The sequence below is a fragment of the Synechococcus sp. RedBA-s genome (assembly GCF_024345495.1).
Lineage (GTDB): Bacteria > Cyanobacteriota > Cyanobacteriia > PCC-6307 > Cyanobiaceae > Regnicoccus_A.
The window spans coordinates 1-22432 of record NZ_JAGQBF010000001.1 but is presented as its reverse complement, the minus strand read 5'-3'; the positions used below and the strand labels follow the sequence as shown (position 1 = coordinate 22432).

Genomic DNA, 22432 nt, shown 5'->3' with positions numbered 1-22432 from the left:
TATCAGAGGGTGACTTCCGCCGTCGCCTGAGCGAGGGGGAGGGTGAGCCAGGGGTGCAGTTGTTGCAGCTGACGGGCAACAGCTCGCCGTTGCCGGTTGGTTTCGGTGGCCAACATTGAGGAGCCATGGCTGTAGTAGGTGGCGAGCCGCTGGGGACAAAGCACGCCCTCGAATCCCGCCTCGATCAGGCTGCACCAGAAGTCGTAGTCCTCCCAGCCGCCGGGGATATGGCGGTAGCCTCCGACCTGCTCCCAGGCGGATCGTCGCACCAGGGCCATGGCGTCCACATGGTTGCCCTGCTTGAAGTGGGTCCGCTGCCAGCTCCGGCCCGTCATCAGGGTGCGCTGCTCATCGGGCCGCTCGGAGCTGGCCACCACTTCCAGCAGGGGATGCACCACCGCGATGGCGGCAGGAGCCGCTGTGGCGATGCTCAGGGTGAGGGCCACTGCCTCCGGCTCGAGTCGGTTGTCAGCATCGAGCACGAAGCACCAGGGAGCGGCAGCAGCGGCGAAGGCGGTGTTGCGGCTGGCGGCCAGACCTCCATTGCTCTCGTGCTGCAGCAGCAGAGCTCGCGGGAAGCGGGATCCCTTCTCCTCCAGCCAGCGGATCACGGTCTGCGCTCCCCCGTCGCCAGAGGCGTCATCGACCACGATCAGCTCCAGGTCTGGATGGGTCTGGCTGAACACGCTCTCCAGTGCTGTCGTGATCCGATCGCCATAGTTGTACAGACTTATGCAGACAGCCGCTGTGACCGGCTGGGGGGAGTTCCGGTTCCAGAGCTGCCGCACTTCGGGCCGTGGCGTGGGAGCAAGAACGGGAGGCTGGCGCCCGCAGGCGCGCCAGTTCAGCTCCTCCAGCAGCTCAGGAGGGCTGAGTGGGGGCATGAAAGCCTGGGCAGGTAGCCAGCCGGGGGCGGGATCGCGAGGCCTGGCCAGGGCGTGCCAGGCGCGGCTATGGCGCTCCGCTTCGCTGGGTTGCAGACGCACCAGCTGCAGGCCCTTGGCGCTGCAGGCATTGAGCCAGCTGGTCAGCAGCCGGGCCTCCTCGGGTTCCGAAATCACGACCTGATCAAACGCTGGCCAGGCCCATACGGGTGGCCGCAATTGACGTTCCCAGGCTTCGCCCGCACTGCCCAGACAAAGCACCCCCGCAGGGTTGCCCGCTGGGCAGGTGCTGGATGCGACCAGGGCGGCAGGGTCTGGTAGCCCCAGCCGAAGGCTGGCGGCGGCTCCATCACCGGCTTGTTGCAGCCAGCCATTGGCCGGAACGTCGGCATCGAGTTGCCGGGCGTTCACCCCAAGCCGCCGCAGAAGCTCCACCGTGTCCGCGTCCGGGGCCCAAACCTGCGCCAGGTGGGCCAGGGAAATGAGCTCCAGGCTGGCCGGGCCGGCTGGCACGGGCTCCAGGACGAGTGCCAGGCGGCCGGCGCCGGTTTCCTCTTCGCTCTCTTCGAGGAGGCTGAACCCGTCTGGCAGGGGGCAGCGTTGCAGCCAGGCATGCAGGCGCCAATCGCTGGGGGAAGTTCCGATCCCCACCAGGCGGCAGCGGGAGGGCAGCGGGAAAAAATCCGGCAGGAGTCTCTCTACCAGCGCGAAATCGGCGGGCTCGGCCCGGCGGATGGCTGTCAGGGTGTCCGGGTCCAAGCCATGGCGCAGCCAGCCCTGCAGCCGCTCGATCGCAGCGCCCAGCTGGCCGCCGCTTAGGGCCAGTGCGGCGGCGCCCCAGGGGTGCATCCCATCCAGCTGGGCCGCCCGCCACAGCGCCCAACGCTGGGGTGCTGCCCGTGCCCAGGCCGGATCGGCCAGCGGACAGGGGGAGAGACCTCGAGCCAGGCCCAACGTCAGAAAATGATGGAGTGGAGCTCCCGTGGGCGTGAGGCCCTCGCTGCGGCAGACGGCCTCGTAGTGGCCGGGATCAAACAGGGGGTGGGGGGAGCGATGCTCCCTCCAGCCGCGCCACCAGTAGTGCAGCAGGGGGGGATGGTCGGCCGGCAGGGCAGGCACCTGGGCGCGGTAGTGGGGCTCGTCAAACCAGCCACCCGTTGGGCACTGGGGTGCACGACGGGCCCGCGCGGCGATCAGGCGTGAGCGCAGGCTGCCGCCGTGGGGCGGAAGCTCGGGGAGGGGGTGGCAGTCCTGCTGCTTCAGCCAGCGTCGCAGCGCCTGCAGCCCCAGGGCATCGCAGTCATGGCCGGCCAGCTCGCTTAGGTTCCGCTGAAATTGCCGCAGGCGAGGATGAACGGGTAGCGGCAGGGTCGCCGCGTCGTGGCGGCTGCGGCGATAGCCGGGCCGAATCCTGAGCCGCAACCGCTCCAGGTCCGTGGGGATCGGATCCCTGATACCGCAGAACGCAGCCAGGACACGCAATTGCCGTTCGGCTGTACTGGGCTCGAACCAGGCGCCGTAGTCCAGCGCCAGCAGGGGCAGGTCGCCCGCATCCAGCAGTGCCTGGCGGTTGTGCTGCCACCAGAGCCGCTGGGCCCGCCAGGGGGTCATGCCTGCCGTCTGGCTGTCGCGCTCCAGCAGTGAGACCATCACCTCGGCCGGATTCCGCACGCTGATCACCAGGCGAAGCGGCAGAGAGAGCTGCTCAGCCAGTTGCCGCCAGAGGGGCAGCAGCAGGGAGATGCGTGGATCCTTGATCGCCCAGGGGCCCGTTTGCAGGTCCTTTTCCCCCTTCAGGAGCTGCTGCAGCGCGTTACGAGCCCGAACGGTGCTGGGCAGCTCCAGCCAGCCGTCGGGGAGCGGCAGTAGACCGGCCTCGGTGGGCCAGCAGCGTCCGAGTTCGCGCAGCAGCTGCTCCTGGATCGCCGTGGTGTCTTCCCGCTCGTAGTAGCCACCAGGGTTGTATTGATCTCCGGCGATCAGCCTGCCGGGCAGAGGAACCCCCAGCCCCGCTAGCAGCGAGCCGAGCAGGGAGGTACCGCTGCGGTGCATGCCCAGCAGCAGGATCAGGGTCACGTCAATGGGCCAGGGCGAGATTCAGCCTACGGGTGGGTTTCGGGCCCATAGACCCTCCCCTCCCAGGCGCTCCAGCGGGGGTTGACCGCCCTGATCCGTTCCAGATCCGGGGAGCTGAACCTTTGCTGCCAGAGGCTGTCGGCTGGTTTGGCGTTCTCGCGGGGCAGCTTGGGGGCCCTGACGGCGTGGGTGCCGGCCGGCAGCAGGGGCAGCAGTTCACGGTTCAGGTCGTCGGCCAGGTGCTCGAGCCGCAGTGCGGTGGTGTCGGTGTCGGCGGCGAAGTACTGCAGCCACCAGTCGGCTGCCACCCAGGTACCGCCCAGTCGAAGCGAATAGGTCAGGCCGCTGCGTACCGGTTCGAATGGGAGATCGGGCAGGTGCATGTGTCGCCTTTTGTGCTCCCAGTCGCTCACCAGCCAGGCGGCGAGCCGGCGAGCGGTGATGAAGCGCTGCCGCGAGCCGGCCCGCCACTGTCCTCGGCTTTCTCGCAAGGCCACCGAATCGTGTTTGGCCGGGGTGTCGTCGGGGTCGATCTCAATCCCGGGCAGGTTCCAGTCACGGAACAGGCGGGTCATGGATGTGCCGCCGCTCTTGGGAAGATGCAGCCACAGAAAGGAGTCAGCAATGATCATGGATTCCGGTGAAGTGCGCGTGCCGGAACTGCCGCAGCCCAGGCAGGCAGGGTCGGTACGGTGATTCACTCTGCTGAGCCCATGGGTGCCGCTCCCACACTTTCTCGGCCTTGGGGCTCAAAAGGCTGGTACTACTACGCTTCATGTCTGGTTGTCGTCCCATCCTCGGGTCCATCTACCGGCTGGCAAGGAGCTGCAATACTTCACGCTGTTCCATGACCGCGGGGCAGACTGGTACGCCGAGCAGTTCGCAGCGGCAGGGCCAGGCCAGCGTTGCGGAGACATCACTCCCTACTACCTGTTTCATCCAGCTGCCCCTGGCCGAATCAGGGATCTCCTCCCCGAGATCCGTCTGATCGTGCTCCTGCGAGACCCGGTGGAGCGGACCCTCTCCGGTCTGTTTCACTCCCTGCGACTGGGTCTTGAACCGCTGCCGCTGGAGGAGGCTCTGGCCGCTGAGGACCAGCGGCTTGCGGAGGCCGAGGCCATGTTGCTCGCCGGTGAGGCGGAGCACCACTCCCACCAGGTGCACAGCTATCTCAGCCGCAGTCGCTACGAGCATCAGCTGGAGCGCTACGAAGGCCTGTTCCCGCCACACCAGCTCCTGGTGGCCCGCAGCGAGGATCTGTTCATGGCCCCGGACCGTCTCTGGCCCCGGTTGCTGGCCTTCCTCGAGCTTCCTCAGGTGCCGCCACCGACCCGCTTGCCTCGGGAGAATAGCGGCCGTGGCGAAGCAAGGAGCGTGGATCCAGCCCTCCGGCAGCACCTGCGCCACACCTTGGCCCGGACCTATGACGCCATGGAACGGCGTTATGGCTTGCGCTGGCCCTGACTGCTCAGGCTGCAGCTGGGGCACTGCCTAAACTTGCCTCGATGGGGATGAACGGATGCGCAGGATCCTGACAAAGTTGCAGGGCTTGCTGAGTCGCTCCGTCCCCGCGAGCGACTCCCTCGACCCGGAGGGTGAACGGGGCCTTGAGGTTCGTGGTCACCGGGAGTACGTGGGTGGTCTGTGGGAGCCGATCGGACAGCTGCAGTTCGATTTCCTGCGGGCGCGTGGGCTGCGGCCAGACCACTATCTGCTGGATATCGCCTGCGGCGCGCTGCGGCTGGGGGTGAAAGCCATCCCTTACCTGGAGCCGGGCCATTATCTGGGGATTGAGAAGGAGCGCAGCCTGATCCGCGCTGGCCTGGAGCAGGAGTTGGGCGAACAGCTGCGGCGGAGCAAGGCACCCCGGATCCTTTGCGACAGCCAGTTCCGCTTCGGCCGCTTGCGACAGTCCGTGGACGTGGCCATCGCCCAGTCTCTGTTCACCCATCTGCCGCCGGCTTTGATCGAGCGCTGTCTGGAACAGTTGCGCCCTTGTCTGCGACCTGATGGGGTGCTCTACGCCACCTTCTTCGAGGTGCAGCAGGAGCGGGCCAATCCCAGCAGCCCCCACGACCACGGCTTTTTTGCCTACACACGCGCCCAGATGGAGGCCTTCGGCCATCAGCATGGCTATCGGCCCGAGTACATCGGCGCCTGGAATCATCCGCGTGACCAGGTGATGATGGCCTACCGTCCGGCCCGATGAACACAGCGGGGCAGCCAGCACCCAGCTCCAGCCGCCAGCTGGAGGCCTACCGCATCGCCATGTTCCAGGCCCATGCGGCGCTGGTGTTGGCGACCTACCTGGAGCCATGGTCGGAAACACTGCCCGGGCTGGCCGCCCGACCGGAGCTGCAGGCCCGCCTGGATCCGGGAGTGCAAGCCCTGATCGTGGATGACCGTCCGACACCTCTGCTGCGGATGACGGTGCTCAACACCTTGCTGATGGGCCGGTTGCGCTGGCGCCTGACCCTGGTGACGGCCCCGGCGGTGCTCGAGCGCAGCCGGGCGCTGTTTGCCGGCCTGGAAGACTGGGTGCAAGTGGTGGGGCTGCGGGCAGAGGGCCGCGAGCGCTTCGACTGGAACACGTACAACACCCTGCTCAAGAGCCCGGCCTTCTGGGACCTGTTCGAGGCCCCCCATCTGCTGATCGTTCAGACGGACACCCTGCTGATCGAGCCCCCAGATCCGGCCGCCTTCGCCTACGGCTATGTGGGATCCCCCTGGGCCAAGGGCCGCTTCCGTTCGGAGGTGTTTCCGCGCTACGGACCGCATCTGGAGCGACTGGCGCCCCGCTGGGAAACGCGCCGCTTCTGCGACACCGTGCCCGAGGGCCTCAGCAACGGCAATGGCGGCCTCTCGATCCGCGACCGGGAGCTGATGCGGCGTATCTGTGCGGCCGAGGCAGCCGGCTCACCATCCGAGGAGCCCGAAGACATCTTCATTGCCCGCCACCTGAAGCGTTACGACACCAATCCGGCTTCGCCGCAGGTCGTGGAACGTTTCTCCTGCGAGACTGCTTATGAGCGAAGTGCCGGTGCACACGCCGCTTGGCGCTATCTGCCCGCCTCGGAGGTTGCGGAGCTCTTTGAGCGGCACTTGAAGCAGGTGATGGCACTCACAGCCGTGACATCGTTGTGTTCTAACTGATGCGATCCCCATCCATGGAGTAGCTCCTGGAGCGCTGATGAGGGTCAGGCCAGCGGAGATCAACCTCACTGCTCTGGAGATAGATAGCCGGGTTGGCTCTGATCAATGAGCGCCAATGGCTCCGCTAGCCACCAACGACATTAATGCTAGCTGGCGGGAAACGCATTTTTCAAGATTATACTGAGATAGTATGGTTTGTCGTGCCGCCTGGCCCAGCCTGGCGGCTAAAGCCCGGTTGCAGAGAAGCTCCGCCACAGCAGCGGCCAGTTCGGTGGGCTGGAAGAAATTCACCAACCTTCCATTCTCCCCATCCCGGATGACCTCCTGCACGGGAGGAGTGGCGGATCCCACCACCGCACAACCGCATGACATCGCCTCCAGCAGGCTCCAGCTCAGCACGAAGGGATAGGTGAGATAGACGTGTGCGGCACTGAGCTGTAGCAGGGGGATGAACTGCTCGTAGGAGAGTGTGCCAGTGAAATGCACGCGGCTGGGGTCATATCGGCCTTCAATCTCAGCAAGGAAAAAGTCTTTCCATTCGCCTTTCTTGCACGCGGCGCCATAACTTACCCCCTTGGTCTCACCCACGATCACGATCCTGACTTTTGGCACCAAGCGTTGTAGCTCAGGGATAGCGCGGATCATTGTGTGACACCCCCTGTAGGGCTCCAGGCGCCGGTTCACAAAAGTGACGATAAGCTCACCCTGCCGAAGTTCCGTGCCATCGCCAAGAGTAAGGGGTGCAGCATCCTGGTTCGGCTGTACATGCGTGGTGTCGATGCCGTCGTGGATCACGCTGATGCGTGACTGCCAGGCCTCGGGGAAGCTGCTGCGCTGGAACTGGGTCGGGGTGACACACCAGCTGCTTGCATCGAGGTTGAGCAGCGGATTCACGGTCTTGAGACGGATTCGAGCACTAGCTTCCCAGTCGGGATCACCTTGCAGCTCAGGATCGAAACCGAAATCAAAACCTCTGGGACGATAGAAGAATTCCTGATAGGTGAGAATCGGCACCTGGGACCAGATATCGCGGAGGAACAACATTTCCCCCCAACCGGGATGGCCACAGATGAGGTCGGGCTGGAAGCCTTTCTGACGCAGCCGATGGGCTGCTTGCCCGCAGGCTTCGCCGCGGATCGCCTTGGTTTCGACGTCTTGCACCCAGGGCTGGAGATCCCGGGAGCTGGCGCGACGGATGCCGTAGCGCAGATAGGTGACGCCATCAGGAATCTTTTCGCTGGGGCTCTCGATGCCGAGGGCCACCAGCTGATGTGATGCCTGGGCCGCCAGGGCCCGCACGATGTGACGGTACTGCCCGGGGAAGTTCTGATGGACGAAGAGAATGTTCAAGGCTGTCGGGGGAGGTGACCGTAGGATCGTCTGTACTAGCGGTGATCGGCGCGATGGTGAGGCCGTGCAGGGTGAGGGTTGTGATTCCCCACCACTTTTCAGCGGAGCCCTGCGAGGAACGATACGGCTCCACGAGCGGCAAGACGATGCGCCGGGCTGTTGCCCTCGGTCGTTGTTTGGGTTCGGTGCTCTCTTTGGCGCGCAGCGAGGAGGAGACGATCCTCGACATCGGCCATCAAGGCCTTCGCAGCGCTCCCCCTTCCACGATCCGCAGCTGTCTTGCTGGGGTGCGGATCGATTGCCACGTATTCGTGAGCGGAGAGGAATGCCTCTCCGATGTGCTCGAGTGCTTCGCCGGCAGGATCCAGGTGCACCACGAGGTGCTGGAGAATCCACGCCTGCTGCCGGCCGCCGCACGCGACTACCTGCTCAAGGTCGAGGAACCAGCCGATCTCTCCCTCTACCTCGAAGACGATCTCGTCATCCACGACCGCTTGTTCGTCGACAAATTGATCTGGTTCAGCGAACGCACGCAGCACAAGGTGGTGCTGATGCCTCACCGCTACGAGTGCAGCCGCGATCCAGAGCATGCCCGTCTCTACGTGGATGGGCCGCTGCGTGACGACTTCATTGGCCGGTACTACCGCCCGATGACGCAAGTGGCCGAAGGCCGCTTCTGGGATGGCCAGGAGGTGACCTTTGATGCCCCTGGCAACCCGCACAGTGGTCTGTTCGCGCTCACAGCCCCCCAGCGGCAACATCTGCGTGGCCGACCGCAACCGATTGACGGTTTCGTGGGACCTCTGGAGAGCGTGGCCACCTATACGGCCCTTTCGGTGTTTCCCGTCTGGAAACCTGCCTGGCACTGCCGAGACTTTCTCGCCATCGAGCATGCGTTCCCGTCGTTCTTGGGCTATCTGGGGCGATTGCCGCAACTTTTGGGCTAAGCCCGCCCAAGCAACCAACAGGCACAACCAATAAAAAAGCCCCCTCGTAGGAGGGGGCAGGAATGTGATGCGATCTGGTGCTATGTAGCGTCAGACGGTGACAAAGGTACCTTCGGTGATAGTGGTATTGAAGTTGATACCAGTGCCATCAAGGATGGTAACGTTGTTCTGGACAAAACCAAATGCAAATTCCGAAGACCAAACAGCGATATCTGAGCCAAGAACATCTATAAAGAAGTTTCCAGTAGAATCATCGTAGCTGCCGCGGACGGCATTGTTCTGTTCGATTCCATTGAAGATACCAAAGCCCAAGGACATAAAGTTGCCAAAGCCATTGAAGCTCAAAAGGCCGGAGATGCCGGTGTCCAGGGTGTTAACGGTACCGGAATTCCAGTCGGTGATCACATCAGCAGTTCCGGCTAAATCGGTGGTGATGGAATCACCAGTGGTGATAAGACCATTGCCGTCAAGGTCGTTGAAAAAGGGAAAACCGCCAGAAGATCCATCACGAATCACGAAACGGTTGGTTCCGGTTCCGCCACTGAGGATATCTCCTGTGAAATCACCGTCGTATACGTTGCCATCGTAAAAAGAACCAGTGATGAGGTCATTGCCCCTACCACCGTCAACGACGTCAGCGCCGTCGCTTCCAGCAAGCCAGTCATCGTCATCGTTGCCTTGGACGGAGTCTTCACCGGATCCACCAAAGATAGTGTCGTCTCCAGTACCACCAATCAGGGAAAGATTGCTGGAGCTGAGGGTAGCGTCAATGAGATCTTGGCCGTCACCACCGTCGGCGACTGATCCGGCAAAAGAGCCAAAAACGTCGAGGTTGATGACATCGTCACCAATATTACCAGCAATGCTGGTGTTGGTAACAGTAGAGTCTTGGAATGAAGTGGTGACTTCAATGATGTCATCTCCTTGACCACCCCAGATAGATGAACTGTCTACGGAGACAAAGCCAAATTGATCATTGACCGAGAGGTAATCAGCGCCGAGGTTCCCAGCCACTAGAGTGGATTGGATGGTCCCAGCAAAGATTCTATCTTCGCCCTGTCCGCCTTGGAGAGTGGAGAGGGTGGCTGCAATGCCCAGACTTGCATTGCCAATGGTGTCGTTGCCAATGTTGCCAGCCACAAAGCTGGTGGCAAGAAAACCGTTTCCGACAATATTCTGGGTGATCAGGTCATCGCCTTGACCACCTCTGATGGTGCTGTCGGTGCGTGTGCCTGAGTAGTTGATCGTGTCGTTTCCGGCTTCGCCTTGTGCAACGAAGCTGCCAAAGGCAAGAGCGTTGGCGTCAGTGCCAACGATGGCAATCGAATCGGCACCTTCAGTTCCTTGGAAGGTGGTGGGGGCGCCGTCGACGCCAGGAAGGGTTGTAAAAGCCACGTTTGGTTTGGAGGAGGTGGGTTGCTGAGCGCCCACTTATACTACGTGCTTCCGCCCAGCTTTTCAATTTTAACACCCTGCAAGTGGGACGGCAATTTACCTGGCACAACCCCAGGTGGGCAATGACAAGGGGCTATGCAGTAACAAAGTCGTTTTTTTATTCTCAGGGTGCTTCCCCACTGCTCAGGACGACACCCGATCAAAATTACTAAGATTTTGAAATCCTAACATAAATGGCGTTCTGATGTGACCAAACGAAGGAGGGGTGCTCATCAGATCCTTTTCAGAGACTCCGCCTTGTCGCGGAAGGAGCCGAGCAGCAACTGCAGATAGGAGACTTTGCGGAGCTTGATGTTGGCATTCAGTGACATGCCCACCTGTAGTGGAAGTTGCTGGCCAGTTTTCAGTTCGAGCTTTTGGCTGGCGAGCTGGACTGTCGCTGGATAGCGATATTCTTCTCCAGAAAAGCCTGCATTCTCGGCTTGGCGGTTACGCTCAGGCTCCAACGCATCAGATCCAATCCATTTGAGCGTTCCCTTGAGAGTGCCAAAATCAGTGGCAGGGAAGGAGTCAATGCTGATTTCGGCTGGAACGCCAACGCGCACGAGCCCAATTTTAGAGCTTGGAATCTGAACCGAAGCCTGAAGTTTGTTAAACGGAACCACCTTCATGACTGATTCGGTTGTTTGAGCCGAATAACCTGGTGATTTGGGTTTAAGGTCGAAGATGATTCCATCGACTGGGGAGCGCAGAGTTTGATAGCGAATGGTTACGTCAATCTCCGACAGTTGGCCTTGCAAGCTAGACAGTTCGCCTCGCAACTGCTTCATACTTTGCTCCATGATGGCAAGCTGTCTAAAGCGATCAATCTTTGCTTGCATGAGCTGTCCTCGAGCTTCTTTAGCTTTATTCGATTGCTGGAGATATTGGAGTTCAGAAGAGGCTCCTTGCTTGGCGAGAGTTTCAAGGCGTTTTAGGATAATTTCTTGAAGACTCAGCGACTCAGCGAGTTGCGTGACTTCTTGACTATTCATTTCCAGAAAGCGCTGAATCTCAACGTCCTTCAGGGCAAGCTGGTTCTTAGTAAGGCTGATTGTTTGAGCCAGGGCCTTTTGTTTTTGACGACTGGCCTCAGTGTCCATGCGCATCAAGGGCTGGCCTGCTTTAACTTGATCACCGTCCTTTACCAAGATCTCTGCAGCTACACCTCCTAATGGCATCTGAATATCTTTTACAGAACCTATGGGTTCGAGTTTGCCGCGTGCAATAATAACCTCATCGGTTTGCGCCAATGCAAGCCAAGCCAGGGAGAAGGCGGTAGTACCAACTAAGCACCAAGTAGTAGCCCGCATCCATGTATTGGACTGCTTCAGGCTTAACTCGTCAAAATAATTTGCCTTACCCTGCTTTTTCAATAAACTACGATCTAAGTTTCGCAGCTCGGGAGATGCTTTGGCCATCAACTTGCCTCCTGCTGGCGATAGAGTGCAAAGTACCGTCCCCGCAAGGCCATGAGCTCGGAATGTGTCCCAGTCTCAGCTACAGTTCCTTGATGCATCATTACAATTATATCAGCTGTTCGGATTGTTGAGAGCCGATGGGTAATGAAGAAAACAGTACATTGCTTGAGTCCATTGGAGAGATTTTCGCATACTCTGCGTTCAGTATCATAGTCAAGAGCGCTTGTTGCTTCGTCCAGAACAAGTAGCTTGGGGTTACTCAGAAGTGTTCTGGCTATGGCCAAGCGCTGTCTTTGACCGCCGCTGAGTGAGCCACCGCGCTCTCCTACAGGAGTGCTGTAGCCACTGGGGAGTTCCATGACAAATTCATGCGCGCAAGCCATTCTCGCTGCCCTTACGATATCATCACTATCAGCATCAGGCCTGGTCAGAGCAATATTCTCATTGACTGTTCCAGCAAAAAGCAAGGGATCTTGTGGCACGATGCCTACTTGACGCCTAAGCGAATACAGCTCTACTTTGTCTACATCATAGCCATCAATTAGAATCCTTCCGGTATCCGGATGGTACAATCTAGGCAGTAGCTTCATTAGAGTACTTTTGCCGCTACCACTTTGACCTACAATTCCCACAAAAGTGCCAGCAGCTATTTTGAGATTTATATTACTAAGTACTGGTTTTTGATTCGCTTGAAATGAGAAGTTTATTCCGTCAAAAACAACTTCTCCAGTAATTGAAGGCAGTGGGATTTTTGCTTGATCAACTTCTGTCGATTCTTGTGGTGTGTCAATGACGTCTGCAAGCCTCTCAAATGAGACCCTCAGCTCTTGAATGTTCTGCCAAATGCTAGATAGTCGCAAGAGTGGCTGAGTCACGAATCCACTTATGATGCGGAATGCAATCAGTTGCCCAAGAGTGAGTTGGCCATCTAAGACCATCGACGCTCCTACCCATAAAACCATTAATTGTGATAGTTTTTGGAGAACCTGGCTGAACTGATTAATGGCTGTTCCAGTAATTGTCTTCTCATATGTTCGCGCTATGTAATTGCCATATAAGTCTTGCCACTTCCAGCGGCTCACCATCTCGACATTTTGTGCCTTGACGGTTTGGATGCCACTGAGAACTTCGACAAGATGGCTCTGGGTTCGCGCATTTTCTTCTGCTGCTTGACGGAATTGCCGCCGAAAGAGTGGAGCCCCAAGAACTGTTACCCCAACTTGAATCGGCAGTACAGCTAAAGCAATGATGGTAAGTAGCCAGCTATAGAGTGACATCACTAAGATATAAATAACCGAGAACGCAGCATCAATGACTGTGGTCAGAGCTTGACCAGTCAGAAAGTTGCGAATCTTTTCCAGTTCGGCAACACGCGAACTAAGTTCCCCAACAGGACGACGATCAAAATAACCAAGAGGTAGACGAAGGAGGTGATCGATTACCTCAGCCCCGAGGCGATGATCTATTCGATTAGTAGTTTCTGCAAACAGGAATGTGCGCAAGCTGCCGAGAACGCCTTCGAGTAATGTAACCACTACGAGTGCTATGCCAATGACCTGGAGTGTGTCGAGGCTGCGTTGGCTGATCACCTTGTCGATGATCACTTGGATGAGTAATGGGTTGGCAAGTGTAAAGAGCTGAACAACGAAGCTGGCGATCAGAACTTGGGTAAGGACGCTACGATACTTTTCTATTGCAGGCCAGAACCACCCAGGTCCAAATTTGTGCTCAGGTGATCGGGTAGTCCGTTCAACAATAAGAAGTTCTAGTCCAGAAGTAAAAGAATTCTTTATCTCGGCTGGAGTTAGCTCCACCATGCCATCAGCTGGAGAGGCCAGGGTGATACCTTCATTATGGCTTTCTACGACGAGAGCAAAACCTCCTTTCCAAGAAAGAATCGCAGGAGTTTGAATCCGTGTACCTAACTCTGCCGGTACCTTGACGGACATTGCATGAAGGCCTAAAGAAGCAGCCAACTGCCCGCAAAGTTGGAGTGTCGGCGCCTGTCCTCGACTCAATGTATCTTGGAGTACCTTATCGATGGAATCCCGTCGGAAGGGAAGTTTCATTTCTTCAGAGAGCATTTGAAAGCATGCAAGCGTCTGCTCGCTTGGGCTTTCCCCTCGCACAAGTCGAACGGGTTTATTGCTACGCAGTTTAAAACTGAGATGACTGACTTCTGGAGACTCCGGTGCATCCAGAGGCTGTGTGTTGAAGTACAAAGACGATTCAGGGCTTTCCGGCGTGGAGGCCCGATCGAGTCCTTCATTCACCATGAAGATGGTGCTGGAAAGGCTCAGCAGTCGTATCCCGAAGGGAGAGACAGGCTTCGGAAGCTCATTGCTCCCGTCCAGGCGAAGGCCCGGGCCATGCCCTTCGGCGACGCTATCGAGGAAAACAACGCGACCTTCCTGATGTTCTCGCTGCACGGCAGCACGTTCTGGTTCCACGATCCTGGCTTGATCTACTGCTGTTGTAAGCACTCTCAGCAGTGACCGATCACTAGTGGCATCAAGACGATATTGCTCCTCTAAGATTGAGGCAACTTCCGCAGGCCATACGTTCGTTTGGCACCAACTTCTGAATCCTGGCTCTGTGCGATATAGTTCAACAATTAGTCGATCGTCTATTGAGGCCGCCAGGAGCTCTTCCGAAGCACTGACCGACTCACATGGCTCGCCACGTAAGAGTGACACCAGGCCAACGATATTTCCCGGTTCCAGCCTTGCTAGGGTGATGGTTCGACCCTTTTCCTTGCCAAGGAGGCGGGCGTGCCCCTTAACCAGTATTAAAACCTTGGCAGGGAGTACTGATGAATCTGTGAGGCTTTGACCGACCCGATATCGAAGCAAAGAAGTTCTAGTCTCAAGGAGCTCTTTTGAATCGGAGCTCAGAGAACGAAAGGCAGGATGCAGAAAGAGGGAAGCGGCGAGGGTCTTTGTCATTCCGTGGGAGAGTTGTCTTTAAATATGGGAAGTTTGGCAAGTCTACGGCTGGTTTCTTCCTGCACCCACAGTTCAAACAACTCTCCAGCCATCCGTCCTGCTGACTTCTCGTCAAAGGTTGCTGGCTGAAGACTTTCTAGTCTCAAAATGAGCCACCAGCCTTCAATAGAGATTGGCTCTTGGACCTCGCCTGGAGTACTGGTTCGCAATCGCTCAGCGAGCAATGGATGTGCTCTGGTAAGAGGGGCTGGTCCAACAATTCCCCGCGTGCTTTTCTCCATACCTTCGGAGTGTGTGGAGGCAAGTTCTGCAAAATCTGCCTCTCCAGCGTCAAGGCGAAGATAGAGCTCCCGTGCCAGATATGGATCTCTAACCCTGATGAGGCTATAGACAGCTTGATCGAGTTGGTTCTTCCGGCTCAGAAAGTGCGACTCTGCTTTGCCCATGAAGTGCTCAAGGCAGTGACGCTTGATCTTGCTGGGGAGTTGGATCTGCCACTCCAAGGCCTCCTTTGTTAGCCCCTGATGTTGAGTGAACGTAGCGATGGCCTCTTCGTTTTGATTGTTGAAACGCTGACGAAACGCCTTGGCGGCCTCTTCTGCTTCCGCGTCGCTCAGAGCCTCAGTGCCGACGGCGGCCTGGACGACCTCGGCTTGGACTAGCTTGCGAAGGAGGCTGTGGCGGCTGAGCAGTTTGAGCACTTCAGGGGGCAGTTTCTCGAGATGGGGGGTCATCCTTCCTAATTTACCCCCCCTCCATCCCCGTACCCCTGGGATTTGACCCGGGGGGCCTCCATGGGGCATGATTCCGGAGTGGGCAGCCACGATATGCGGATGTAGCTCAGTGGTAGAGCATCTCCTTGCCAAGGAGAGGGTCGAGAGTTCGAATCTCTTCATCCGCTTAACCTCGTTGATCCTTGGTTGATCACCAGCAGGTTTTGAGTGCCGACTTCGTTGAACCCAAGCTGGCGGTAGAAGGTCTGACCACTGGTCGTCATCAGGTACACACGTTCGGTTTTGACTAGGGCAGGTGCCTCCAGCAAGGCGCGCACCATGAGACGCCCTATCCCCTTCCCTCTGTAGCTGGCAGATACCACAACATCCCATAGTACCGCCCGGAACAACCCGTCACTGGTAGCTCGCCCGAAACCCACCAGCTGAAGCGGCTTGCCATCGCTGATCGCAGAGGATGTCCAGGCAGTTACCGCAGCGTCACTGCCTGCCAGCATCCGTCTCAGCTGGCGCACACTGCGTCCCCGGGCCCAGAAACTATCCTGATCGAGTAGGCATTTCAGTTGCCGCATGCCTTCCTGTGGACGGCCTGCAGGGCCCAGGCCCAGGCGCAGGCCAGGGGAGCCCGGCAGGTGACGGATTAATTGGATCTGACCCGCCCGGTGGGCGGTGGCTGGTTTTGCTGAGCTCAAGGGCTGGTCGATCAGTCCACTTAATGATCCTCTGCCTCGGGCACTCCAGGGCCGAAGCGTGGGGGGTCCTGTGGACTGACTAGGGCTGGGGTGGCGGGGGTGTGAGTGAGGGCTGCGGGTAGCAAAACCCTTGCCCCAGCTCACTTCTCGGCAGCAGGGCCCTAGCCTCCGATGTTAGGCTGGTCCAACCTGGCCGATGGAATCCATGCTCAAGCTGCTGCTTGGTGATCCCAACGCCCGCAAGCTCAAGCGTTACCAGCCGATTGTTTCGGACATCAACCTGCTGGAGGAGGAGATAGCCCCCCTCAGCGACGATCAGCTGCGCGGCAAAACCGCCGCGTTCCGCCAACGGCTGGAGAAGACCGCCTCCACATCCAGCCAGCGCCAGCTGCTGGATGAGCTGCTGCCCGAGGCCTTTGCGGTGGTGCGTGAGGCCGGCAAGCGGGTGCTGGGCATGCGCCACTTCGATGTGCAGCTGATCGGCGGCATGGTGCTGCACGAGGGCCAGATCGCCGAGATGAAGACCGGCGAAGGCAAAACCCTGGTGGCCACCCTGCCGGCTTACCTCAACGCCCTCACCGGCGCCGGTGTTCACGTGGTGACCGTGAACGACTACCTCGCCCGCCGCGACGCCGAGTGGATGGGGCAGGTGCATCGCTTCCTAGGCCTCTCCGTTGGCCTGATCCAGCAGGACATGGCCCCGCTCGATCGGCGCCGTAACTACGCCTGTGACATCACCTATGCCACCAACAGCGAGCTCGGGTTCGACTACCTTCGCGACAACATGGCCAACGACATCGAGGAGGTGGTGCAGCGAAATTCCAACTACTGCATCATCGATGAGGTGGATTCAATCCTCGTGGATGAGGCCCGCACCCCCCTGATTATTTCCGGTCAGGTGGAGCGTCCCCAGGAGAAGTACATGCGTGCGGCCGAGATTGCCGCAGCCCTGGAACGTGCGCAGGGCATGGCCAAGGACGGCATCGATCCGGAGGGCGATTATGAGGTGGACGAGAAGCAGCGCAATGTGACCCTCACCGATGAGGGCTATGCCAAGGCAGAGAAGATGCTTGGTGTGCTCGACCTGTTCGATCCCGCTGATCCCTGGGCCCACTACATCACTAATTCCCTCAAGGCCAAGGAACTTTTTGTGCGTGATGTGAATTATATCGTGCGTGGCTCCGATGCCGTGATCGTTGACGAGTTCACTGGCAGGGTGATGCCGGGCCGGCGCTGGAGTGATGGGCAGCACCAGGCGATCGAGGCCAAGGAGGAGCTGGAGATCCAGCCGGAAACCCAGACTCTTGCCAGCATCACTTACCAGAACTTCTTCCTGCTTTACCCGCGCCTGGCCGGCATGACCGGCACCGCCAAAACTGAGGAAGTGGAATTCGAGAAAACCTACAAACTCGAGGTCACGGTGGTGCCCACTAACCGGCCCCGCTCCCGCCAGGATCTGGTGGATCAGGTCTATAAGAACGAAGCTGCCAAATGGCGCGCCGTTGCGACGGAAACGGCTGAGATTCACCAGTCTGGCCGCCCGGCCCTGGTTGGTACCACCAGCGTCGAAAAGTCCGAATTGCTCTCTGGGCTGCTTTCAGAGCAGGGAATTCCCCACAACCTTCTCAATGCCAAGCCCGAGAATGTGGAGCGCGAGGCCGAGATCATCGCCCAGGCCGGCCGGGCTGGCGCCGTGACCATCGCCACCAACATGGCTGGCCGCGGTACCGACATCATCCTGGGTGGCAACTCCGATTACATGGCCCGCCTCAAGTTGCGGGAAGTGCTGTTGCCGCGCCTGGTGCGTCCTGAGGAGGATCATCAGCTGCCGGTTCCCATGCCGCGCCAGGCTGCTGCGGCCGGTTTCGGCAAGGAATCAGAACAGGCGCAGCCGGCGGCCCCGAGTGAGGCGCGGGCCATCGCTTCCCTCTACCCTTGCGCCCTCAGCGACGACAGCGAACATGAGCTTGGCGAGCTAGCCCGGGAGCTGGTGAAGTCCTGGGGTGACAGGTCTCTAACGGTTCTGGAGCTGGAAGATCGCATCGCCCAGGCAGCCGAGAAGGCTCCCGCTGAAGATCCCCAGATTCAGCAGCTGCGCCAGGCGATCGCCCGTGTGCGCGGCGAGTACGACGCGGTGGTGAAGCAGGAGGAGGAGCAGGTGCGCCAGGCCGGTGGCTTGCATGTGATCGGCACCGAGCGCCATGAGTCACGCCGGGTCGACAACCAGCTGCGCGGCCGCGCCGGCCGTCAGGGCGACCCCGGCAGTACTCGCTTTTTCCTCTCGCTGGAAGACAACCTGCTGCGCATCTTCGGTGGTGATCGCGTAGCCGGGTTGATGAATGCCTTCCGCGTCGAGGAAGACATGCCGATCGAATCCGGCATGCTCACCCGCTCGCTGGAGGGGGCCCAGAAGAAAGTGGAAACCTACTACTACGACATTCGCAAGCAGGTGTTCGAGTACGACGAGGTCATGAACAATCAGCGCAAGGCCGTCTATGCCGAGCGGCGGCGCGTGCTTGAAGGCCGTGAGCTCAAGCTGCAGGTGATCGGCTACGGCGAGCGCACCATGTCCGACATCGTTGAGGCTTATGTGAATCCCGACCTCCCCCCCGAGGAATGGGATCTGGGCCAGCTGGTGGCCAAGGTGCAGGAGTTCGTTTACTTACTGGAGGATCTCACCCCTGACCAGCTCGCGGGCCTCAATACCGAAGAGCTCAAGGCCTTCCTGCGCGAGCAACTCCGCAATGCCTATGACATAAAGGAGAGCCAGATTGATCAGTCCCGCCCTGGTCTGATGCGGGAGGCTGAGCGCTTCTTCATCCTCCAGCAGATAGATACCCTCTGGCGCGAGCATCTCCAGGCCATGGATGCCTTGCGCGAATCCGTGGGTCTGCGCGGCTACGGCCAGAAAGATCCCCTGATCGAATACAAGAATGAGGGCTATGACATGTTCCTAGACATGATGACCTCAATGCGTCGCAACGTGATCTATTCGATGTTCATGTTTCAGCCCCGCCTTGAAACCTCAGCTGCAACTGCCTGAGTGGTCGGGTGAATGTCCAGCTTCGGGAGTTCCGCATCGCTTTCAACTAGTTGTCCCGTACGGTGAGCTTGGCTTGTCAAGCGGTTCTGCTGTGTGACAGCTTTGTGATCAACCCATGGATTGTGCCACTGCCGGGTTTGGCGTTGATGGAGCTGGTCCCGATGCCACTGGCGCTGGATCCTCATCTGACCAGGGCCTGGTCTGATTCAGAGTTCTAATCAGGGCTTGGTTCCGGTTGTCTTATCGCCATCGCCAAGAGCGTCGTGATGTTGTGAATCACCGCCTGCCTGCCCGGATCGTCTGAAATCCAGCCATCCGGCCAAGGTTGAGCTGGAGGCAGAAGCCGCTGCAGCCAAGCCCGTCGGCGCCAGAAGCAGGCGGAAGCTGCCGCCAAGGAGGCCGAGCAAGGCGACGACGACAGCAAAGAAAAGCTCAGCAGCCGGGTGCACCAGAAGCAGCAACGCGCCGATACCGCACGCGAGCTGGCACTGCAGAAGCTCCAGGAGCAGAGTCTCGACGCGGAAACGTTGGGACTGGGGGCAGCCGATCCACTGGCCATGCCAACCCGGGGACTACTGCCTGGTGTCAACTACGTAGGCGGGCGCGTTGCCTCACGTGATTTGTTACCCATCTAGTTGACGCCTGGTCTGCAGTGACTTCTTGCTGTTGAGCTGGCTGTTTTCCTGGTCCCGGATTGCCCCCATCTGCTGGCCGACCACCTGTTCGGCATGGGTAACGCGCCACTCACCCATCCGCCTCTGCAACGTGCGCAGGCTGCCGAGATACAGCCCCGGGTGCTCCTGCTCCAGCCGTGGCATCGCCTGCTGGCCTGTGAGCAAGGGATCGGCCATGAGCCCGGCAACACCAGGGGCCAACACCCCAGGGTCGGATCCACCCGCGTGCGGTAGGTGCGCTTTGGCACATCCCAGCCTCCGCGCTTGGCAGGTTCGCTCTGCCGCCACAGCAGCCGTAGGCTGCCCAGAAAGGCGTTCAGCTCCTGATTACTTGCTGATCGATCGGTCTCGCTGCTCGGTTCGCTTTCTCCGTCCACCTCACTCCACCGGTTTGGCAGCCTCGGCGCACCAGCGCTCAAGCTCCTCGTTCATGAATGCCGTGTCGTTATCCACGTCGAGACCGCGCAGCGGCAGTGGCATCAGCGTCTGCAGCTCCTGCAGCGCAGAGCGCACCATCAGCCCATCGCGGCTGGGCAAGGGCACACATTCGCTCCAGCCGCTCGCCACATCGGTGAGTACCAGTGTCCACAGGAACGGGCCCTCCATACGCCCGCCGCAGTGGGCCACCAGGTCCATCTCAAACCAGCCCGGCTCGACGCCTTTCCAGCCGTTGAACGTGCGCACCGTGGTACGCCGCCGTACCCCCGTGACAACGCGTGTACGGCGGCGGCGATGCTGACCGCCCTGGGCAGAGCGGGCGGGTGCCAGCAGTCGATCCATCGTCGCCGGGCTGATCTGCAGCAGCTTTTGCCGTAGATCCGAATCAACTTGCCAATGGCCATGGCGCTCCAGCGCCGTCATCAGTGTGGGAAGTACCGCCGCCAGGCGTTTACCGCAGAGATGGTCACTCGCCTCCCAGAGCGTTTCCAACAGCTGAACCACCTCCGGGCCATAGCGGCGGCTCCTGCCAACCTCAGCTGAATCGTGACCAGCGTCAGCACCGATTTGCGGTGGAACCCGCTCAGCTCAACCAGCTCATCCACCAGGGCACCCTTCTCCTGATAGCTCAAGGTTGGGTAACGGCTGCGGGCAGCCTCCAGAAGCTGCTGGCGCCGCAGACGCTGGGCCCTGGGATCAGCTGATGTCGAGCGATCCACAAAAGGAGCATTTTCAGTGAGTCAACACAGATCCTAGGAGTAACAAGACTGACGAGTCAACGCGCCGCCTACGTAGTTGACACCGGGCAGCCTGCGGCGCTTCCTGCTGAGGGGGCGTCAGAAGGTGAACGGAGAGTGGTCGCTGATGAGCACAGGCCACAACCTCCTCAAGTTGTTCAAATTCAGCTGGACGTTGACATAAAGGCCCCCTGGCCCCCGGTGGCTCCCGCCGGGGGCTGCCAACAGATGAAGGCGCCGTAGTCAGAGCGCCGACGGTGGAATCGCAGCAGGTCCGATCCACGCCAGGGCTTTCACGGCAGAGGTGGACTGTTTATTCGTGCAACGGCCTCCTAGCACCAGTCGCAGCAGCCCTTCTGGGGTGGTGCGACTGGTGCTAGGAGAGAAACAGGGTGGCGGCTTGGAACGGCTGGCCGTCGCGGCTGCCGGTTTTTCTCACCTCAACGATCCAGCTGGCGCCGAGCTAGTTAACACTGACGTGTTCTTGGTCTATTTGGCCCTGAGCGTCCAAGTGTTGTCGCGGCCATGGCTGATCTCGTGATCCGTTGCCTCTGAAGGGATGCGCACGCGCCTGGAGGCAGTGAAGAATCATTGGATATTAAAGATAAGATTGGATAAGGTTAGGATTTTGAAGGAATGCATCAGGGGTAAGTTTGCTAAACAAGTCGTCGGCCGTGGTGCCAGTGATAAAATTAGCACTTGATTGGACTTGTTCTAACGTGACATTTCGGATAAAGCATAAATATTTTTGAGAGCCGTCAATTAAGGCTATTACTGATACGCCCGGGATGTTGTCATTCTTCTCGAAATTTCCATCAGGCTGTTCTTCGAAATCTGGAGCTGTCTCCTGGATGAAGGTTAAATCAAAAAATGAGTTAATACCTTTAATGGCAATCCGGTCTTGACCTGCAGTGAAGTCCACGATATGATCAATTTTATTTATGTCTCCAAAGGCATCCGTTTCTGTTCTTATTCCAAAAATATCCCTACCCTCATCTCCTCTCAAGTCGTCATTGTCAAAATCGCCAGTCAGTATGTCGTCGCCGCTGCCCCCGTAGAGCAGATCAAGGCCTTGTCCACCTCTGACTACATCATTGCCATCACCTCCTCTTACTGCATCGCTTCCAAGATTGCCGTTCAGGAAATCATCGCCTCCAAGGCCTGAAACAAAATCATCCCCCTGGCCTCCAAGGAATTGATCTTGAAAACTGCTTCCATTTAGTACGTCGTTGCCTTTATTGCCGCCGACACGGTTAGCGTAACTGCCAGTAATTTCCTTCTCAGATGCGATAACTACGTCATCGCCATCAAGCATCGCGACTAGGCTTCCGGTTCCATTGGTTACTCCAATAAAGTCGTTCAGGTTGACATCGTCGCTTTCTATGGAAAATCTAACGACGCCATCGTCTCCAACGGCTGGGGTATTTCTGACGGCGGATGGAGTTGAAGCCATGAAGCATTACTTACGCAAGCAATTTCATTATTATCCGAGAAATGGGTTGTTAAGTAAGAGATGAAATATTTCTTGCTGATTAGATAGTAGGTTGCTTGAGCGGCCTTTCGGAGCCTAAGCGGGTGAGGTGGACTGGGTTTTCTGGACAGGCCCCATCGTTAACCTCTGAGGCGGGGCACCGCCCCTGAGAAGGGGCTCCCACCGTTGGCGACGCCTTCTCCGAAGGAGTTGAGCAAGCGCCGCACGCACAGCCCCGAGTTCAAGGCCAGGGTCGCCATGGAGGCGATCAGCTGACTGCCCGACACAAGTCTGAGGACCCTTGCAACAGCATGCGTCTCAGTCAATGGGGTGGGCAGGGAGCCATGGGAGCTTGGGGCTGCGAAACCAATCCAATCCCCAGTGGATCCCCAGACCCGGCTCCATCGTGAGCTGATCGGCCTCCTGCGTCAACACA

The 22432-nt window shown here is 59.0% G+C and carries 18 protein-coding genes and 1 tRNA gene; 7 read left to right on the top strand and 12 right to left on the bottom strand.

Features of this window, described 5'->3' with window-relative positions; genetic code table 11:
• Positions 1–2 precede the first annotated feature (2 nt).
• Both KBY67_RS00095 and KBY67_RS00090 read right to left on the bottom strand, forming a co-directional pair.
• Positions 3–2960, bottom strand: coding sequence for a glycosyltransferase (locus KBY67_RS00095; RefSeq protein ID WP_255107290.1), 2958 nt, complete (start codon positions 2958–2960; stop codon positions 3–5).
• A gap of 26 nt (positions 2961–2986) precedes the next feature.
• A complete protein-coding gene (locus tag KBY67_RS00090; protein WP_255107288.1) occupies positions 2987–3535 on the bottom strand; it encodes a hypothetical protein in 549 nt (182 codons plus the stop codon).
• Between the two features lie 142 nt (positions 3536–3677).
• Here KBY67_RS00090 and KBY67_RS00085 point away from each other — a divergent pair, with 142 nt between their 5' ends.
• From KBY67_RS00085 to KBY67_RS00075, 3 genes are all read left to right on the top strand, one after another.
• Positions 3678–4424: a sulfotransferase gene (locus KBY67_RS00085; protein ID WP_255107286.1), complete on the top strand. Its 747-nt coding sequence runs from the start codon at positions 3678–3680 to the stop codon at positions 4422–4424.
• Positions 4425–4509: 85 nt separating this feature from the next.
• On the top strand, positions 4510–5169 hold the full coding sequence (locus tag KBY67_RS00080; RefSeq protein WP_255107284.1) for a class I SAM-dependent methyltransferase: 660 nt from the start codon (positions 4510–4512) through the stop codon (positions 5167–5169).
• Positions 5166–6113 carry a DUF5672 family protein gene (locus tag KBY67_RS00075; RefSeq protein ID WP_255107282.1) on the top strand — a complete coding sequence of 316 codons (948 nt, stop codon included), beginning with the start codon at positions 5166–5168 and terminating at the stop codon, positions 6111–6113. The genes KBY67_RS00080 and KBY67_RS00075 overlap by 4 nt, the downstream gene beginning before the upstream one ends.
• A gap of 102 nt (positions 6114–6215) precedes the next feature.
• Here KBY67_RS00075 and KBY67_RS00070 read toward each other — a convergent pair whose 3' ends face one another.
• The gene (locus KBY67_RS00070; RefSeq protein ID WP_255107279.1) at positions 6216–7463 is read right to left on the bottom strand and encodes a glycosyltransferase family 4 protein; all 1248 of its coding nucleotides are present in this window, start codon (positions 7461–7463) and stop codon (positions 6216–6218) included.
• A gap of 146 nt (positions 7464–7609) precedes the next feature.
• Here KBY67_RS00070 and KBY67_RS00065 point away from each other — a divergent pair, with 146 nt between their 5' ends.
• Entirely contained in the window at positions 7610–8410 is an 801-nt protein-coding gene (locus KBY67_RS00065; protein ID WP_255107277.1) for a hypothetical protein, read from the top strand.
• 90 nt (positions 8411–8500) lie between these two features.
• Here KBY67_RS00065 and KBY67_RS14720 read toward each other — a convergent pair whose 3' ends face one another.
• The 4 genes from KBY67_RS14720 to KBY67_RS00045 all read right to left on the bottom strand — a co-directional run bounded on the left by KBY67_RS14720 (position 8501) and on the right by KBY67_RS00045 (position 14944).
• Positions 8501–9805: a calcium-binding protein gene (locus KBY67_RS14720; RefSeq protein WP_255107275.1), complete on the bottom strand. Its 1305-nt coding sequence runs from the start codon at positions 9803–9805 to the stop codon at positions 8501–8503.
• A 272-nt stretch (positions 9806–10077) separates the two neighbouring features.
• On the bottom strand, positions 10078–11265 hold the full coding sequence (locus KBY67_RS00055) for an HlyD family secretion protein (protein ID WP_255107273.1): 1188 nt from the start codon (positions 11263–11265) through the stop codon (positions 10078–10080).
• Complete coding sequence (locus KBY67_RS00050) at positions 11265–14210, bottom strand: peptidase domain-containing ABC transporter (RefSeq protein WP_255107271.1); 2946 nt, start codon at positions 14208–14210, stop codon at positions 11265–11267. The genes KBY67_RS00055 and KBY67_RS00050 overlap by 1 nt, the downstream gene beginning before the upstream one ends.
• Complete coding sequence (locus KBY67_RS00045; protein ID WP_255107268.1) at positions 14207–14944, bottom strand: peptidylprolyl isomerase; 738 nt, start codon at positions 14942–14944, stop codon at positions 14207–14209. The genes KBY67_RS00050 and KBY67_RS00045 overlap by 4 nt, the downstream gene beginning before the upstream one ends.
• 95 nt (positions 14945–15039) lie before the next feature.
• Between KBY67_RS00045 and KBY67_RS00040 the strand changes: the two genes are divergently transcribed.
• Positions 15040–15111 (top strand) — tRNA-Gly (locus KBY67_RS00040).
• Here KBY67_RS00040 and KBY67_RS14715 read toward each other — a convergent pair.
• The gene (locus KBY67_RS14715; RefSeq protein ID WP_315855529.1) at positions 15103–15438 is read right to left on the bottom strand and encodes a GNAT family N-acetyltransferase; all 336 of its coding nucleotides are present in this window, start codon (positions 15436–15438) and stop codon (positions 15103–15105) included. The two genes, KBY67_RS00040 and KBY67_RS14715, sit on opposite strands and share 9 nt — an antisense overlap.
• A 400-nt stretch (positions 15439–15838) precedes the next feature.
• Here KBY67_RS14715 and secA point away from each other — a divergent pair, with 400 nt between their 5' ends.
• Positions 15839–18676 (top strand): preprotein translocase subunit SecA, encoded by a 2838-nt coding sequence (gene secA / locus KBY67_RS00030; protein WP_255107266.1) that lies wholly within the window; start codon positions 15839–15841, stop codon positions 18674–18676.
• A 218-nt stretch (positions 18677–18894) separates the two neighbouring features.
• Here the strand turns inward: secA and KBY67_RS00025 are convergent, their stop codons facing one another.
• The 3 genes from KBY67_RS00025 to KBY67_RS00015 form a co-directional block, all read right to left on the bottom strand.
• A complete protein-coding gene (locus KBY67_RS00025) occupies positions 18895–19137 on the bottom strand; it encodes a hypothetical protein (protein ID WP_255107264.1) in 243 nt (80 codons plus the stop codon).
• 162 nt (positions 19138–19299) lie between these two features.
• Positions 19300–19527, bottom strand: coding sequence for a hypothetical protein (locus KBY67_RS00020; RefSeq protein WP_255107262.1), 228 nt, complete (start codon positions 19525–19527; stop codon positions 19300–19302).
• 201 nt (positions 19528–19728) lie between these two features.
• Positions 19729–20292 carry a hypothetical protein gene (locus KBY67_RS00015; RefSeq protein ID WP_255107260.1) on the bottom strand — a complete coding sequence of 188 codons (564 nt, stop codon included), beginning with the start codon at positions 20290–20292 and terminating at the stop codon, positions 19729–19731.
• A 594-nt stretch (positions 20293–20886) separates the two neighbouring features.
• Here KBY67_RS00015 and KBY67_RS00010 point away from each other — a divergent pair.
• Complete coding sequence (locus tag KBY67_RS00010) at positions 20887–21066, top strand: hypothetical protein (RefSeq protein WP_255107259.1); 180 nt, start codon at positions 20887–20889, stop codon at positions 21064–21066.
• Positions 21067–21123: 57 nt separating this feature from the next.
• On the opposite strand, the gene KBY67_RS00005 is transcribed toward KBY67_RS00010, so the two are convergent.
• Positions 21124–21978 (bottom strand): calcium-binding protein, encoded by an 855-nt coding sequence (locus KBY67_RS00005; RefSeq protein WP_255107257.1) that lies wholly within the window; start codon positions 21976–21978, stop codon positions 21124–21126.
• Positions 21979–22432: the final 454 nt, after the last annotated feature.

What these genes read in the sequence shown, in the direction of transcription:
- KBY67_RS00045 (WP_255107268.1), bottom strand. Translation starts at nt 14,944, where the DNA reads ATGACCCCCCATCTCGAGAAACTGCCCCCTGAAGTGCTCAAACTGCTC.
- KBY67_RS00075 (WP_255107282.1), top strand. Translation starts at nt 5,166, where the DNA reads ATGAACACAGCGGGGCAGCCAGCACCCAGCTCCAGCCGCCAGCTGGAG.
- KBY67_RS14715 (WP_315855529.1), bottom strand. Translation starts at nt 15,438, where the DNA reads ATGCTGGCAGGCAGTGACGCTGCGGTAACTGCCTGGACATCCTCTGCG.
- KBY67_RS00065 (WP_255107277.1), top strand. Translation starts at nt 7,610, where the DNA reads ATGCGCCGGGCTGTTGCCCTCGGTCGTTGTTTGGGTTCGGTGCTCTCT.
- KBY67_RS00090 (WP_255107288.1), bottom strand. Translation starts at nt 3,535, where the DNA reads ATGACCCGCCTGTTCCGTGACTGGAACCTGCCCGGGATTGAGATCGAC.
- secA (WP_255107266.1), top strand. Translation starts at nt 15,839, where the DNA reads ATGCTCAAGCTGCTGCTTGGTGATCCCAACGCCCGCAAGCTCAAGCGT.
- KBY67_RS00055 (WP_255107273.1), bottom strand. Translation starts at nt 11,265, where the DNA reads ATGGCCAAAGCATCTCCCGAGCTGCGAAACTTAGATCGTAGTTTATTG.
- KBY67_RS00005 (WP_255107257.1), bottom strand. Translation starts at nt 21,978, where the DNA reads ATGGCTTCAACTCCATCCGCCGTCAGAAATACCCCAGCCGTTGGAGAC.
- KBY67_RS00050 (WP_255107271.1), bottom strand. Translation starts at nt 14,210, where the DNA reads ATGACAAAGACCCTCGCCGCTTCCCTCTTTCTGCATCCTGCCTTTCGT.
- KBY67_RS00020 (WP_255107262.1), bottom strand. Translation starts at nt 19,527, where the DNA reads ATGGCCGATCCCTTGCTCACAGGCCAGCAGGCGATGCCACGGCTGGAG.